This window comes from Actinomyces bouchesdurhonensis, assembly GCF_900128465.1.
GTDB lineage: Bacteria > Actinomycetota > Actinomycetes > Actinomycetales > Actinomycetaceae > Pauljensenia > Pauljensenia bouchesdurhonensis.
Genome location: NZ_LT635866.1, coordinates 95,207 through 110,971 on the forward strand (window position 1 = coordinate 95,207; position 15,765 = coordinate 110,971).

Genomic DNA, 15,765 nt, shown 5'->3' on the forward strand with positions numbered 1-15,765 from the left:
CGGGTTCCACGAACCAGCTAATGTCGCGGCCCTGCAGGGAGGGCGCCAGGTAAGCCTTCACGGTGCCTTCCTCGCCCACCTTGACGGCGAGCGCGGATTGCTCCAGCTCGATGCCCACATCCTCGGAGATCGTGCGCACGTGGACCTGCGCGGCGGCCGACAGGCTCGGCTGGGTCGCGTCGGTTGCAGTGATGGTCGCGTCGCCCGCAGCCACCGCACTCACCTCGCCACTCTCGCTCACGGTTGCCACGGCCTCGTTCGAGGAAGACCACGCGAGGTCGGTGACGTTCGCGTTCGAGGGCTCGTAGGAGGCGGTGAGCACGAGCTTGTCGCCCGCGACGACCGTGGAGGTCTGCGGGGCCAGCGACAGGGAGGTCATCGGGATGGTCTGGAAGCGGATCTGCTGGCGGGTCTGGTTCTTGCCCCAGTCCCACGCGTACAGGTAGGAGGAAGCCGGGTCGGTAGAATCCGCGCGGTCGACCAGATCCTTCCAGGCGATCTCGTAGTGCTTGGAGTAGGTGCCGTCAGGCTGACGGTTCGCGCCCGCGGCTTCCTTCTCGTCGTAGTAGTGGCGAGAGTTCGCAGACTCTGAGAAAGCAATGCCGGCCAGCGGCGAGTTGTCGGAAACGTCGAAGGACACGACGCGCCCCTCGCCCTCGCCCATCACCGCAACGTTCGAGATGACGGGCGCCTGGGTGTCCAGGGAGAACTGCCAGGTCATCCGCTGGGTCGAGGACGAGGGAGCCACGGAGGAGGCATCGATCGTCAGCGTGTAGCGCCCGTCGGGCAGCTCGTTGCCGGCCTCGTCGAAACCGTCGAAGACCGGATTGTTGCCCTCCTGGCTCTCGACGGGCAAAACGGCGCCCGCGGAATAGTTGAACAAGGACTTCTTCGCACGCTCGAAGGCGTAGGAGCGCACGGTCTGGTCGGCCTCGTTCGTGTACGTGTAGGTCAGCTTCGGCGTGTTACGCAGCAGGCACGTGCGCGGCAGCATCTTGCTGGGCGCCTCCTGAGCGTCCGAGCGGGACATGATGAAGGAGGCGGGATCGACGACGCGAACATCATCCGGGTCCTGCCCAACCAGCGGGTTGAGCGCGCCCAGGGGCACGTCCGTCGCCGGGTTCATGAGGGTCGAGGAGCAGGCGTGCGAGTCGTTCGTCGTGCCGTCGTCCCACTTGCCGTCGAAAACGGCGGGCGCGCCCCACGACCCGTAGAAGCCCATGTAGGGAACGGTCAGGTCGGGTTGCCCGTCGCTGCTCGTGAAGGTGACGACTCCATCGATGAAGGTGCCCTTGGGAGCGTTGGCGTTCGCGTAGGAGGCGAAGGCCGAGCGCGGGGTCACAGTGACGGTCACGGTGGCGGCTCCCTGGGCGGGGACGGTCACCGAGTCGGCGGAGAAGGTCAGGTCGATGCCCGCTCCCGCCCAGTTGGTGGAGTGCTCCGTGAAGAGCCCGTCCTCGACGATCTCGGACAGCGCCTGGCCGCCCAGGGCATAGGAGCGGGCCTCGTTGGAGACGTTGGTCAGGCTCACCTGGAAGGTCCAGCCCTGCGTGCCATCCCCCAGGTCGGCCTTGGGGCGCGAGGAGTTCGCGGCGCCCACCACGGTCGGGTAAACGGACGAGGTCGTGGCCGCCAGGGCGTCCACCTGGCCTGCGCCGACGCGACGCGGCGAGTAGTAGGTGCCGTTGTTCTGGTCGACGTCGAGCAGCGGGTGGGCTGTGCCCATCAGGAAGTTCGTGACGATCGAGGTCTTCTCGGAGGCACTCAGGTCGGCGAACGCCGGGTCCTCATTGATGCGCTGACGCACGAGTGCGGCGATGCCCGCGACCTGCGGGGTCGCCATGGAGGTGCCGGACATGGAACGGTACTGGTTGCCCAGCACGGCGGCCATGATGTTACCGCCGGGGGCGGCCACCTCGGGCTTGAGTGTGAGATCCGGGGTGACGCCCCAGGACGTGAAGTCCGAGACCGTGGGGTTGGTGGAGGCCAGCGCGTGGCCCTCGTGCGGGTTCGAGATGGAGATGGAGCGGGAGTTAGCGGCGCTGATGGCCGCGATCAGCGCGTCTTTCTCCTTCTTCGTGATAGTCACGGTTGGCATCGTGTGGGTGGACTCGATCGTGGCCACGTAGGGGGTGTCCGTGTCCTCGGAGTCCCCGATGATGAGGGCGGCGGGCTTCGAGCTCAGCTTGGTGAGCGCGCTGACCTTGGCCTCGTGCGTCATGTCGGCCCCGGTCGCGCTATCCGCCCCGCCACGGTCCTCAAGGACGATGGTTGTCGACAGGTCACCAGGATGCTGGACGAGCATCTGCTCCAGGGCGGCAGCGTCGCCAATCCCGCCGTAGATCAGCGTGTAGGTTCCCTCGGGGATGTCGAGCAGGCTGGGGACGACAGCGTCCTTGAGGCCGCGCGACTTGCGGTAGACGATCTGCTTGTCACCGTAAGTGAGGTAGGGCAGGACGTCCTGGTTGTTCACCGATGCAACCGCCAGGGTCGAGGAGTAGGAGGCGGGTTCCGAGACTGTACCCGCGTCAGGGTCGCTCGCGTACGGTTGATTCTTCCCGCTCTTGTTGTCATAAGCACTCGAATATGAGTTGCCTGCAGCGGCGTTGACGGTCACGCCCGCGGAGGCGAGATTCTTGTAAACCTCTGCGTAGACGGTGCCCGCCTCGGTTCCCATACCGGCGTCGTCGCCGAGGGAGAGGTTGATCGAGTCGGGCTTGATGATGACAGCGTCATCGAGGGCGGCGAGCACTGTGCTGTCCGGGATTGCACCATCTTTGTCGGCGGCGACCTTCGCGACGATGATCTGCGCGTTGGGGGCGGTACCCTGCAGGTCGGGCGCATTGGCGGCGGCGATCGAGGCGACGTGTGTGCCGTGGGAGAGATCCTTGGTGGAGGTGGGAAGCACGTTTGCGTCGTTGTCCGCGTAGTCGAAGACGAAGGGGATCTTCGAGTTCAGGTACGCGCCGCTCTTGCCGTGGCTGAGCTTGCCCACGAGGGACGCGACGTCTCGCTGTGTCAAACGTACGGGCACACCCTCCATGGAACCGGAGAAGGCCTGGTGTGTAGCTTCGATACCCGTGTCGATAACCTCGATGACTTGTTTGTCACCCTTCTGTGTGCTCTGGTTTGCTCGGGTCATCTCCAGGGAGGAGGCGTTTTTCAAACCCGGGTTCACCGCGCCGACTTCGCTCGCCGCATTGTCGTCGTCCACGACCAGCGGCTTGAGGTGGCGCTCGATGAAGGCAGCCTTGACGCCCTCGGTGTTTTTGATGGCCTCGAGGGAGGAGGCGGGGGCACTGATCGCAAATCCGTCGAATGCATGGGTGTAGTCGGCGACATCGGTGACGTCGGCACCGGGGACCGCTTGCTCGACCGAGGTCTCGATGCGATCCTTGACCGTCTCATGCTTGGTCTGGGAGGAGAGTCCGAAAATCCTGCGATACCAAGGAATACCGACACTTCCATCCTCGAGCGCGACGATGATCGTCGCCGGGGTGTCGTCGGTACTCTCGGGCACAGCAGCCGGGTTAGGATCCCCGGCCTCGTCGGTTGCACCGGACTGGGGCCCGTCTGCCGATTGCGCCTCGTTCGACGAGGCCTGGGTGCCCTGGGCAGCCCCGGCGGCGACGCTGGGCGCCTGGGTTTCCTCCTCGGCGAAGGCCGCCGGGGTATTGACTGCGGTCGCGACGAGGGCGCAGGTCACTACCAGCGCCAGTGCCATGATGGAACGATGGGACATCTCTGGCTCACTTGATTGACAACTGGGCATCGGATGCGTTCGCGTCGAAGCGAAACACCCACTGTCAAGACTAGAGTGACCAGTCGCAAGAACCTAGTCCCAGCCCTCTTTCCGCTCACCATGTGTCAAGAGCTTTACCCCACAGCATTCATAGGCTACACTGCCATGGCTAAGCGTTGCCTTAGTTTGATTTTTTCTCGGCCACCTCTGTAGGCCACCAGCTCCCCATCACCAAGCCACAGTGCACGGACCCAGAGACGAAAACCCGCAGGGAGGCCTCGGGCATCATCGCTCATGACCCTCCCTGCGAGTTCACGAATCAAGGTGGCGCCACCCCAGTGGCGCTTCGTCACAGGATAACGGCCGTTCCCGTCGCGATCGCTGCGAGCATGCCGTTATTCGTGCCAGCGGTGAAGTAGTCGACCTTCACGCCGACGACGGCGTTGGCGCCCATCGCCTGTGCGCGGGCACACATCTCGTTGACGGCAGTAGCCGACGCGTTACCGATCTCCTCCTCGTACTGGGAGGCACGCCCGCCGAACATGTTCGACAGGCCCGCGCCGAAGTCCTTGAACATGTTGACGCCAGCGAAGGTCTCGCCGGACACCATGCCGATATAACGCTTGATCGGGGTGCCCTCAACGGTCGGGGTAGTCACAACTAGCATCTTGTTCTCCTTCGGTTAAGTCATGAACAGACCAACAATACCTATGCCCCCGCCACGGGGCCACCAGGGAAGCCCGAGCGGCGCGGCGGCCGTCTTGTCAGGCTCGGATGCCACACCCTACTGCGCGGCTGCCGACCGGCGCTTAACGGGGTGCCGGATGATCGTCTTCAACTTGTCGGGGGCAACCCTGCGGGCGTCCGACAGGTAGACCTCGTGATGACGCCTCGCCTCCGACAGGTCGAGCTCATAGCCCGCCTCCCGCGCGTAAGCGTCCATGGCCTCGACCGTGGCCGGTTCACTGTCGTAGCTGCCCACGTGCAGGCACTGGACGCACAGCCCCTCATCCACCACAAGAAATTCGGCAATCGAGCAGTCAACCTTCTTTTTCTGCGTCGCCTCCTGGACCGCCCAGTCAAAGACCTCGCACGTCACGAAGTCCGGCAGGCGAATGAGCGCGATCCAGTGGAAGGCCTCCTTGTGGGCGTAGTCGGCGCCCTCGACCCCGTCCTGCCACCAGAAACCCTCAAGGGGCGGCACGACGAAGTCAACGTAGCCGTCGATCCGGCGGGTACCCTTCTTACTCATCTTGATGGTGTAGGAGATGGCGTACAGGATCGCAATCGCTCGCTGGTAGGCGCCGTTCTCCTCGTTGGGGTCTCCGCTGCCGCGCACCGCCACGAAGGTCATGGGAGGGACCTCGACGATGCTGGGTCCCTTCTTCGGGGCATACAGTTCCTTGTCTTCCTTCTTCACGTCATAGGCCACGTCGCACTCCTTCGGTTGCCAGCCAGGATACCGCGATCCCCTCCCGTGAATCCACCTCCGCCGCGGCGCCTCGGTGGTAGCATCCGATTGTCCACTCGATTCACGGGCGCGCCGGTGCGCCCGACGCTCATGCGGGGCAACGCCATGAAGATGCACACCTACGGGGACTATGGGGACGACTCCCCCACCGTCTTACTCATTCACCCGATGCTCTCCTCGGCCTCGGGCATAAAAATTGCGGTCGCCGACCACATGGGCGCGGGGCTGCGCTTCCTCGCGCCCGACCTGTCCGCCCACGGGGACGAGGCCTCGGCCCCCTACGTGTCAGCAGCCGACGANACAGGAGGCTGAAGCCCTCCTTCACGCCGTCCCACGCGCCGACGACTATCGCCAGGAGGGGCAGGATGACGAGCAGGATCAGGAACACGAGGCTCTTCACGATCTCCATCGAGTCCGAGATGCGCGAGACACCAAACCATGCCGCCGGTATCAGCAGGTAAATACCGAACAGCACGACGATACGAATCCACGTTGATTTTGTCGTCCACCTCATGACTCAATGATACCTGTGTCGCACGAATATAAACTCTCTTTGACACGTCAGCATGACGGTCGCTGAGAAATGCGCGAAAATCCGGCGTCACGGTGGGCGCAACGCTGCCAGAGGAGCGCAGGACTAGCTGAAGAAGCTGCCGAAGAAACCGCGCTTCTTCTCGGCGGCAGCATACTCCTCGTCGGTATGGTCCTTATCGCACCACTGATCCGCGGGCACCTTCTCCTTCACCGAGTCGATGTGCTTGCCGCAGCCCTTCCAGGTGGTCTTTCCGCAAACCTCGCAGGTGGTGGGTCGACACACGATATTTTCCTTCCCTTGTTGTGCTTCGAATCCGTCGGCGAATCCGCGCCATGGTGCTATGAGTTCTCCCCAGTGGGCTGGTTGCGCCGTCGCATTAGGCCAGCCGGAGGAACAACTGTTCGAGTTCTTCGAGCGTCACGCTCCCGGTTTTGACGAGAGATTCTACTGCTTCGGGCGCCAGAGCATCATCGTTTCCGTGGTCCGAGTCCGCGATCGTGCACTGGGACATAATCGTGGCGACCGCGAGGTAACTGGCGCGCTTCATCGCGGAGTTGACGGCCGCGAACTGGGTGAGCACGTCCCGGCAGTTCGCGTCCCCGCTCTCGATGTGCTCGATGAGGCCGTCGAGCTGCCCGCGAGCACGCTTCAGACGATTCAGGACCTGTGTCCGTGTTGCCATACTCAGTTCTTCTCCTTGACCAGTACAGCATCGGCCCGGTCGCCGAGCCATGCTCGCAGCGTCTGAATGCCGCCCGAAAGCATCGTCACGTTGAAACCTGCCGCGCGCACGATGCGGTAGCCGATCCAGGAGCGCACGCCGACGGCGCACATGACGACGAATGGCCGCTCTCCGACACTCTCGTCAACCCAGGTGCGGACTTCGTCCAGGCGGTCGCGCAGCTGCGTGTGCGGGATGTTCAGGGAGTTCGGCATGTGCCCGGTCGCGTACTCCCCCGGCGTGCGCACGTCGAGGATCGGCGTCTCCTCGGTCAGGGCATCCGGACCGGTCAGGACGAGCTCGCCGGTCAACACGTTGTGGGCGACCATGCCGGTCTGGTTGACGGGGTCCTTAGCCTGGCCGTACGGCGGCGCGTAGGCGAGGTCGAGGTCAATGAGGTCCGGAGCCTTCAAACCTGCTCGCATGGCGGTCGCGATCACGTCGATGCGGCGGTCCACGCCGTCGGCGCCCGCGGCTTGCGCGCCGAGAATCTGCCCGCTGGTACCCACGTGCATGAGGATGTGCACGGGCTTGGCGTCCGGGAAGTAGCCCGCGNGCTCCCGGGGTGAGGATCAGGTAGTCGTAGGAAATCGTGTAGGCCTCGCCAGTTTTCGTGTTGGTGACCCGGACGGCGTGCGCGGCAGGGTTGATCGCACTGGCCTCGGAGTTGATGCGCACGTCGAGGTTGAGCGCCGCTTTGAGGGATTGCGGGGTGTGGAGGAGGAGCCTTGCGGGGTCGACTATCTCCCCGCCGACGTAGTACGGGAGTCCGCAGTTTGCGAAGGAGACGTATGGGCCTCGCTCCACAACGATGATGTCTGCTTCTTCATCGCGGCGACGTAGGCGCGCTGCCGCGCTCATGCCGCCCGCGACCCCTCCGACAACGACGACTCGCATGTGCCGCTCACTTTCTTTTTTGATCGGAAAATCGCCTCCAATAACTCGACTAAGAATACCCCTAGGGGTATCTGCTGGCAAGTAGTAACACCCACCTCTGCAACGAGCAGACCCCACGACCCGCACGACACCTCGCGGGCGAGGCCCGAGCTAACAACCACGCAGAAGTAGCAACTAGTGCGAACCGGAACGATGAAGAAGCGCACCCAGAACGTTCGCGACCAGTCCGAACACTGCGTAACACGCACCGTACTTCAAGGCACTGTCGCCAAAAAACAGAAACATCGGGGGCAGAAAGCACACAAACGGGGCAAGCAGCCACAGAAGGCTGAACCCATCCCTCACGCCATCCCACGCGGCAACCGCGATCGTGAGCAGCGGCAGAGCAATAAAGAGGATCGTCAACGCGAGGGCTTGCGCATCATTATCCGCGTTGACCATCTGACGAACGCCGAACCAAATGCCCGTCGCCCCCATGTCCACACACGCCAGCACAACGATTCGCACCCACGTTGCTCTTGTCGTCCACCTCATACCATCAACATTACCGAACAACGAAGGTGAAACACAGGACCAGGTACCCGTGTCTCAACCATCCTGCGGTGACACCGCTCTACCGAAAACAAGCACATCAGCTATTGTCAACGCATGGACCATGACACGGTGACATCGTTTGTTCAAGACACCATCACAGAACTCGAACGGCGCAACGCCCTTGACGCCGTTGAATACCTGCGCATGATGCTCGAGTGCGACGGCCCCGACGTTGACGGCGCAGTCTCGTCGCTCGTCAAATACGGCGCGGTCACGGTCGCCTGGATTGATCGGCTCGCAGCGATCAACGAAAAATCTGCGGGGTTCTTCGACGAAGAACTAGCGGAGCTGCGCGGGGGACTCTCGGGCGCCTAGGCCCGCTTCGCACCAAACCCGAACGACTCGAACACACAGACAAAACCCCGGGCTTCCAACGGAAACCCGGGGTTTGAAATGGGTGGAGATGGGGGGAATCGAACCCCCGTCCAATAGCCGACCCCGAATTCTTCTCCGAGCGCAGTCTACGACTTTATTTCTCAGCCCCCAGCGCCCGCGTAGACTCACCGCCAGATAGGCTCAGTTGATTGAGTGTCGGAGCAGCCCCACCAACATGGGCAGCCCCCAGTGGCTTCCTAAACGACGCCAGACACCGAGCCGGAAGCAACTCCCGGGCTGACGGACTAAAGGTTCAAGCTGCGAAATCAGGCAGCGAGAACGTAGTCGGTGCGATTCTGTTCGGCACCTATTGGTTTGCACGCATCGTTAACGAGTTGAGCGCACATCCTCGGCTCGCTTCACTTCGATCGACGACCACTGTCGAAACCGATCATCCCCTCTTGAGTTTTCAACTCTCCGACGCCCAGCATCACGCCAGACCGTCGGACACATCAGCATACGCCCACGCACCCCAAACGTCAAGGGAAAACAGGAGCCACCCGGGCGGCCGCGCGAAGCCCCGACAACGAGCCACCGCCTCGTCCTGGACGGAGTCCACCAGAGCCCCAGAGGCACCCGACAGCGCAAGCCTCACAGGAGTTTCGTCGACTCCAGTTTGGCCACCATACGCCGATTACTGCGCACCAGCAGCGGACGCAGCGCCAACCCCAGGAACGCGGCGAACACAATGAAAGACGCCAGAGACCACATGGCGTCCCCGTATTCGTGTCCCGAGTAGCCGGCGATGGCCGCACGCAACGCAGTGATCGCGTGCGTGGCAGGCAAGAACGGAGAGATCATCGAGAAAGACGACGGCAGGATTTCCAGCGGGAACGCTCCCCCAGCACCGGAGATCTGCAGGACAAGCAAGAGGACGCCCAACGCTTTGCCTGCGTTCCCAAACGTCGCAATGAGCGTATACAGCAGAAATGAGAACACGATGGCCGTCAGCCACAGAGTCCCCATGAACTCCAACGGATGATTGTGCTGCACCTTCAAGAAATACAGGTCACCCAGCCCCAACAAGGTCGCCTGAGCGAGCGCGATCGTCCCAAAGATCAGATAACGCCCCAAGAACCCCGATGACAAGCGCACGGGTGAAGAGACCAGAGCCGCACGAAGGGGGTCGTCCTCGGCCAAGCCCCAAGCGACGTTCTCGTCGGTCACGTCGGAGCGGATCGAGACGACCATGAGGACAGAGCCGACCCACAGGGCCAGGATCGAGTACATGGGTGCCATCTGGGAGCCGAAGTTCTCGACTGGAAACACGGGAGTCGTCTCGATCCCGACGGGCGCCGCGATCGCGGCAGCAAGCGCTTCAGGGTTGTTCCCAATGGCTGTCTGCAGCATCGTCAGGTCACCGCTGGAGAGAGCCTCCGAAATGGATTCGTGCAGCGTATCCAGTTTACCGGCCGCGTCGCGCAGGTCTGTGCCCGCGCCACTCAACGTATCGCGAATACCGGTGAGCTTATCGCGCGCACTATCGGAGCCGGTGGAAGTCGTCGAGGCTGCAGAAGACAAAGTTGTGCCCATCGCGCTCAGCGAGGCCTGCGCGGAAGACAGCGTCGAGGCCAGCTCGTCGAGCTTCGGTTTCAGGTTCGTGTTGTAGTCCTCGGACAGGCCATCGATAGACTGGTGCGCCTCACTGATGAGAGCGTTGACGGAATCGTGGTTAGTTGTCGCGTCCGTTGTTTTCGTAGACAGGTCGGTTGCCGCGCCACGCAGGTTAGTCGCCAATGTTCGCAAACGATCGGCCGCCCCCTGCAGTGAATCAAGGGTCGACTGGGACACGGGCGATCCGGGAAGCGCCGACAGCGTCGTCTTGATGGTCTCATAGGATGCCGCGTGGGAGTCCAAAACGTCCGCCTGCGAGTTCAGAGAGGTGGCCGCGTCGGTCGCTGTCGTCGTGCCCGTCGTGTACACGTTGTCAACCGCGCTCGACAGTGAATCGAGTGAGGTTTTGGACGACTCGATGGCGCTCGACACGGACGCGATAGCTGCCGTCGCGGCGGCGGTCAGCCCGCTGGTTCCTGCATCTGCGCTCGTCGCCGCGGACTTAGCGGGGGAGGTAGCGGTACTCACATTCGATATGAGCGTGTTCGTCGAATCGATGAGGGCGATCGACGAACTCACCATCGACGAGTATGAGTCAGCGCTGTCGGCGGCCGTACGCAGACGGGTGGCGATGGTCTGTACGCGGGTATCGAGGTTGGTGACGGCCCCGACGGCGCTCGGTGAGGACAGTGCCTCACCCATGGAAGTCGCCGTGTCCAGCGCGATCTCAGCCAGAGTCTGAGTAAAAACCTGATTAACCTGGGCGCTGACGGACTGCGCCCCCTGCCCCGCGAGCTTCGGGCTGATGCCGTTCTTCTTCTCGTTGACGTAGTAGGTCATCGGCGCGCTGGTCGCGTCGCCGTCGAAAAAGGTCAGCATGTCCTGCGAGAACTCAGCGGGGATGACAATCGCCGCGTAGTACTCACCTGAGCGCGTCCCCTCAATCGCCCCCTCTTCGCTGGCGATCACCCAGTCGAAATTCTCGTTGGTGCGCAGCGCGGCAACCACCTGGTCGCCGATGTTGATATGAAGAGGAACGAGATCCGATTTATACCCCTCGTCTGTGTTCGCAATGGCGATGCGCAGGGAACGCGTATTGCTGAAAGGATTCCAGGACGCGGCGACGTTAAACCACGTGAACAGGGAGGGAATAACAACAAGCCCGAAGATCACGACGATCGTGATGAGCGAGCTGCGCGCGCGCGACAGGTCAGCGCGGTAGATGGTCCACATGGTCTTCACGTCGTCTCCTCCCCGGCGGTGCCGATCGCGCAATCATCGGTGCCACTGTCATCTTCGCCCGCGAGGCCGGGGCCGGCCTGGTCGGTCTTGTGAGCCTGCGTCAAACTGTCCTCATTCACGAGGCCGGTGTCGGCCTCGTCCGGGTTCGTGTCCTGCTCTGCAGGATCGTTGCCCGCGAGGCCGGGATCGACTTCGTCCACGGTGGATTCGCCATCACCCCCGTGCTCAGCGTCATACAGCGCGAGCGAAGCCGCCAAGGCGGAAGAAATAGACGCCCCAACGGCGGCCACGCCAACCGCTATCCGAGAGCGCGCCCCCTTCACGCGGCGCGTAAGCAGGGAACGCACATCACCCTCGTCCATGGTGCCCAGGAGCTGCTGACGTTCCAGGGCCTGGCGCACGTACTGCAAGCCAATGAGGAACGTGATGACCGCGAGCACCCACACGATCCAGGCACCCAGAATCAGAGGAACCTCCGCCGCACTGGTGACCGACAGGACCGACAGGACGGCGGGAACCAGGACGCCGACGACGATCGCGCCTCGCCGGATGTGTGGGTATCGCCGTTCAAAGCGTGCCGCACGCGTGAACACGGACCGCTGAAAACCCTCATGGTCGGCCAGCGCCGCCACGATCTGGGTCAGGCGATAGCGATTGGAAGGCACACGCGTCTCCTCTGCAATGAATAAGCCGGAGGACGACAAATCCCGCGTGATCATCGCATTCAGATTCACCAAGTAGGGGCGCAACGCAAGACCGACAGTGAAGGCAACCAGGGCGTGCATTCCTAACGCCCCGAGTGCCATCACGAAATCATGACGATAAAAGCCGGCGACCGTCTCACGCAACGCGTTGATCCCGTACGTGAAAGGCAGCAGCGGGTGCAACATACGGAAGAAGGACGGCATCATTTCGATCGGATACAGGCCGGCAGCACCAGGAATCTGTATGACCACGATGACGACGCACAGGCCCTTGCCGATGTGCTGGAAGCAGGTCGCTAACATGTAGACGATCGACACAAACACCACAGAGATGAGCATGGACGTACCGACGAAAGCTAGGCGAGACACCGTCTGAACCCCGATGATGAGGTCGCCGATCGACACCACGAGCGCCTGAATGAGACCGAAACACGCTAACAGCATCCAACGCCCCATGTATTTCGCCGACGAGGACACGGGACCCACACCGTCCTCATCCACGTCAAGTTTGACGAGGAGGACAAGGGAAAACGCCCCAATCCACAGCGCGAGATTCGTGAAAAGCGGCGCCATGGCCGATCCGTAGGCGGCGACCGGGAACACGGCCTCGGTCTCGATCGATGTCGGCGACGCCATGAAGGACGCGATCGACTCCGCGTTAGTGCCCAGAGAGGTGGCCAGGTCACGCAGCGTGTTGGAGGAGGAGATCGACGACAGGTCCGTGGTGGCCGTGTCCAGGTCGGTCTTGATAGTACCCAGGTTCGTGGCGCTGGTCGCCGTAGCGCTCTTCGCCTCAGTGAGCAGCGTATCCAGCTGGTCGAGCAGGGTAGACACCTGGTCACGTTGGCTGCTGAGCGTATCTAGTGAAGAACGCATCGACGAGGAGGCGCTGGAGAAGTTATCCAGGGCAGTCGAAAGCGTCGGGAGCTGGCCAGAGACACCCGCACGAGCGTTCGACACGGCAGTGGACACGGAGGAGGCTGCTGTCGACGCGGAGGTCAGCGCCGTCGAGACCGACGTCGAAGACCCAGACAGGTCCGTGTTGACGGTCGTCAAGTCTGCGATGGCCGTCGACAGCGAGGAGTTCTGGTTCGTCAGGTCCGTCAGCACGGTTCCAGCCACAGGCAGATTCCCCACGCCAGCTGCCTGCACGTCGGACAAAACAGTGCCGACAGACGTGTTGATCGAGTTTCCCTCCACAAGGAGCCCGTCGAGCTTACCCGTCGCCGCCTGCACAGCGCCGTCAAGACTGCCCGCATCCGCCGACAACCCCGCCAGCGCGTTCGTCGTGTTCGTGGAAAGCCCGTCAAGAACGGAACCCATCGAACCGGAGAAGGTCGCCAGGGAGGTACGCGAGTCCGTCACCAGTTGATCGGCAGTGTCCAGTGACGCCGACAAATCGGTGATCGCTGTATCCAGCTGTGTCAGCGTCGTGCGGGCAGACGACACGGATTCCTTCGCCGAGTCGATCGTTGTGCCCATGCCGGACAGGGACGTCGACGCGTTGCCCAGCTTCGTCGACGCCTCCCCCATCGACGTCATCAGCTCCGTGCGCGCAGCGTCCGCCTGATCCGCGATGCTCACCCCGGCCTCGGACGCCTTCTCCGACAACGCCTTAGCGACCGCAGAGACAAACGCTGAATTAATCTGGCGATCGAGCGCGGTCGCCCCCGCCCCCGTGATCTTGGGGGCGACCGCGTTGTTCTTCTCGTTGACGTAATACTGGATATTCGGCCGGACGTACGTTCCATCAACGACACCCGTCAAGTCGCGCGAAAACGAGGCCGGGATGACGAAAGCAGCATAGGAATCCCCGTGTTCCACCTCGGCGCGGGCCTCATCAGCGCTCACCAGATGCCAGCCCAACTGATCATTCTGCTTGAGCTTGTCCGAGACCATCGAGCCGACATTCACGGTCCCCAGGGTCTCCTTCGTCGCGCCCTCGTCCTCATTGGCCACGGCCACTTTGATCTGCGACGTGTTCGCATACGGGTCCCAAAAACCCACGATGTTGAACCACGCGTACAGCGCGGGGACGAAAGCCACACCGATGATGACAATCCACGCGACAGGCACTGTGATCAGTCTCAACAGATCGCGACGAAAAATCCTGACCGAACCGGGCACGCTATCGTCTTCTTTCGTTACCGCCGTGCTTGCTTGACATAGCGACGCATCGCTCGCTCGGCCTCGCGCTGATCCTGCTTCTCGCGCAACGCCTGGCGCTTATCCCACTCCTGCTTGCCCTTCGCCAGGGCAACCTCGACCTTCACGCGCCCACCAATGAAATACAGCTCCAAGGGCACGATCGTGTAGCCCTTAGCAGCCACACGGTCCTGCATCCGGCTGATCTCGGCGCGGTGCAGCAACAGCTTACGCTTGCGCGTCGGAGCATGGTTGGTCCACGACCCCTGCGAGTACAGGGGAATGTTAGCGCCGTACAACCACGCCTCTCCCCCATTGATTTCCACCCAAGCATCCACCAGGGAAGCACGCCCCATACGCAGAGCCTTGACCTCGGTGCCCATGAGGGCCAGGCCCGCCTCCCAGGTGTCCTCGATCGTGTAGTCGTGGCGCGCCTTCTTGTTACGGGCGATCGTCTTCTTCGCGTCGGAGGCAGCCTTGGCACGCTGGCCCTCCGTCGGCTTGGGTTTCTTCCATTCCTTAGGCATGGCGCCTCCTCTCAGACTCGTGTGCGCACACCGTGCGCGAAGACCCCCGTAGCACGGGTCGCTACGGGGGTCTATCCTAACGCGGATTACAGGTAATTCATGGGCTCAACGTAGTTCCCATTCTCACGCACACCGAAATGCAGGTGGCAGCCGGTCGCGTACCCGGTTGAACCAACCTCGCCTAGCGCGTCACCCGCGTTGACGTATTGCCCCGGCGAGACATACTGCGCCTGCATGTGCAGGTACTCCGTGATGACGGAGTTCCCGCCGACAATGCCGTGGTTGATGTCCACGTAGTTACCTGCCGAATAGTCCGACGACACCGCGTTGACATAACCCGACGCAACGGCGCGAATAATCGTGCCGCAGCTAGCCGCCATGTCCGTGCCCGAATGCCCCTTCATGATGCCCAGCACCGGGTGGTAGCGCATACCGAAGGGGCTTGTCACGACGATCGGAATGTCGAGGGGGCTGCGGAAACCTGACGACGACGTGTACGACACGCCGGACGCCTGATTGGCCGCATCAATGGCGGCGAGCTCCGAGCTACGAGCCTCGTAGTCGGCCTGCGCCTGATCGAGCGAAGCCTGAACTTCACCTTTCTGGGCATCCCATTCGGACTGCTTAGTAGAAGCCTGTTCCTTCAAGGTGTTGAGTTCCGTGAGCTTGGCATCGGCATCGTCCTTAGCGGTCTGCGCGTCCGCTTCCGCCTGCGCGGCCTGCGCCTCGAGGTCGGCAATACGATCCGTGATCGCGCCTTGACGCGTAGACTGCGTGCGCTGAGATGAGGACACGTCCAGCGCCGCGGTCATTGTCTGATTCTCTGTTCGCAGCGCCATGTCGGCCGCAGCCGCGCGCTCCGTGATCGACTCGGTCCCGCCCGCCGTCAAAGCAACGGCGACTGGATCCACGTTCCCCTCTCGGAACTTGCGGCGCGCCAGCTCGGCGATCGCGCGCTGTGAGTCGTCGGCCTGAGTATTCGCAGCATCCAGCGAACCGTCGATACGGCTCTGTTCACCCTGCGCGGCGCTAAGCTGCCCCAGGATCGTCGCATGCTCGCGGGACTTGCTGTCGTATTCAGCAGCGGCAGAATCGTAGGCTGCCTGGGCGGCGGGAATCTGACCGTTGAGGTTTTGCAAGTCGATATATACCTGCGCCAGGGACGCATCGATTCCCTCCAGCTGAGACTGAAGCGCATTGACGGTCGCCTGGGCTTGCTCAGCGGCATTCGCGGCGGCCTCGCGGTCGCCGTCCGCGC

At 62.6% G+C, this 15,765-nt stretch carries 11 protein-coding genes, 1 other RNA gene and 2 pseudogenes; 1 reads left to right on the forward strand and 13 read right to left on the reverse strand.

Translation table 11 applies throughout. From position 1 onward, the window contains the following. The 8 genes and pseudogenes from BQ7477_RS02870 to BQ7477_RS02910 all read right to left on the reverse strand — a co-directional run. Positions 1-3,742 (reverse strand): S8 family serine peptidase (locus BQ7477_RS02870; protein ID WP_159430576.1); only part of this gene is annotated, 3,742 nt, incomplete at its 3' end. 349 nt (positions 3,743-4,091) lie between these two features. After that, positions 4,092-4,409, reverse strand: a complete 318-nt coding sequence (locus tag BQ7477_RS02875; RefSeq protein WP_073982743.1) for a heavy metal-binding domain-containing protein — start codon at positions 4,407-4,409, stop codon at positions 4,092-4,094. Between the two features lie 117 nt (positions 4,410-4,526). Then, entirely contained in the window at positions 4,527-5,174 is a 648-nt protein-coding gene (locus BQ7477_RS02880) for a GyrI-like domain-containing protein (protein WP_073982744.1), read from the reverse strand. 340 nt (positions 5,175-5,514) lie between these two features. Then, positions 5,515-5,727 (reverse strand): annotated as a pseudogene (locus BQ7477_RS13215) (iron ABC transporter); the annotation flags it as partial. Positions 5,728-5,850: 123 nt separating this feature from the next. Then, entirely contained in the window at positions 5,851-6,030 is a 180-nt protein-coding gene (locus BQ7477_RS02895; RefSeq protein ID WP_073982745.1) for a hypothetical protein, read from the reverse strand. A gap of 94 nt (positions 6,031-6,124) precedes the next feature. Beyond that, positions 6,125-6,430 carry a metal-sensitive transcriptional regulator gene (locus tag BQ7477_RS02900; protein ID WP_073982746.1) on the reverse strand — a complete coding sequence of 102 codons (306 nt, stop codon included), beginning with the start codon at positions 6,428-6,430 and terminating at the stop codon, positions 6,125-6,127. Positions 6,431-6,432: 2 nt separating this feature from the next. Next, a pseudogene (locus BQ7477_RS02905) lies at positions 6,433-7,366 on the reverse strand (rhodanese-like domain-containing protein). Between the two features lie 174 nt (positions 7,367-7,540). Further along, entirely contained in the window at positions 7,541-7,873 is a 333-nt protein-coding gene (locus BQ7477_RS02910) for an iron ABC transporter (protein ID WP_234968655.1), read from the reverse strand. A 156-nt stretch (positions 7,874-8,029) separates the two neighbouring features. Here BQ7477_RS02910 and BQ7477_RS02915 point away from each other — a divergent pair, with 156 nt between their 5' ends. After that, the gene (locus BQ7477_RS02915; RefSeq protein ID WP_129582484.1) at positions 8,030-8,275 is read left to right on the forward strand and encodes a hypothetical protein; all 246 of its coding nucleotides are present in this window, start codon (positions 8,030-8,032) and stop codon (positions 8,273-8,275) included. Positions 8,276-8,355: 80 nt separating this feature from the next. Here the strand turns inward: BQ7477_RS02915 and ssrA are convergent. From ssrA to BQ7477_RS02940, 5 genes are all read right to left on the reverse strand, one after another. Beyond that, positions 8,356-8,734, reverse strand: a transfer-messenger RNA (tmRNA) gene (gene ssrA, locus BQ7477_RS02920). 192 nt (positions 8,735-8,926) lie between these two features. Continuing rightward, a complete protein-coding gene (locus BQ7477_RS02925) occupies positions 8,927-11,131 on the reverse strand; it encodes a YhgE/Pip domain-containing protein (RefSeq protein ID WP_073982749.1) in 2,205 nt (734 codons plus the stop codon). Then, complete coding sequence (locus BQ7477_RS02930) at positions 11,128-13,962, reverse strand: YhgE/Pip domain-containing protein (protein WP_073982750.1); 2,835 nt, start codon at positions 13,960-13,962, stop codon at positions 11,128-11,130. Before BQ7477_RS02930 ends, BQ7477_RS02925 begins: the two co-directional genes overlap by 4 nt. A 17-nt stretch (positions 13,963-13,979) precedes the next feature. Then, on the reverse strand, positions 13,980-14,507 hold the full coding sequence (gene smpB, locus BQ7477_RS02935) for an SsrA-binding protein SmpB (RefSeq protein WP_073982751.1): 528 nt from the start codon (positions 14,505-14,507) through the stop codon (positions 13,980-13,982). Positions 14,508-14,593: 86 nt separating this feature from the next. Next, a partial coding sequence (locus BQ7477_RS02940) for a peptidoglycan DD-metalloendopeptidase family protein (RefSeq protein ID WP_073982990.1) occupies positions 14,594-15,765 on the reverse strand: 1,172 nt, incomplete at its 5' end.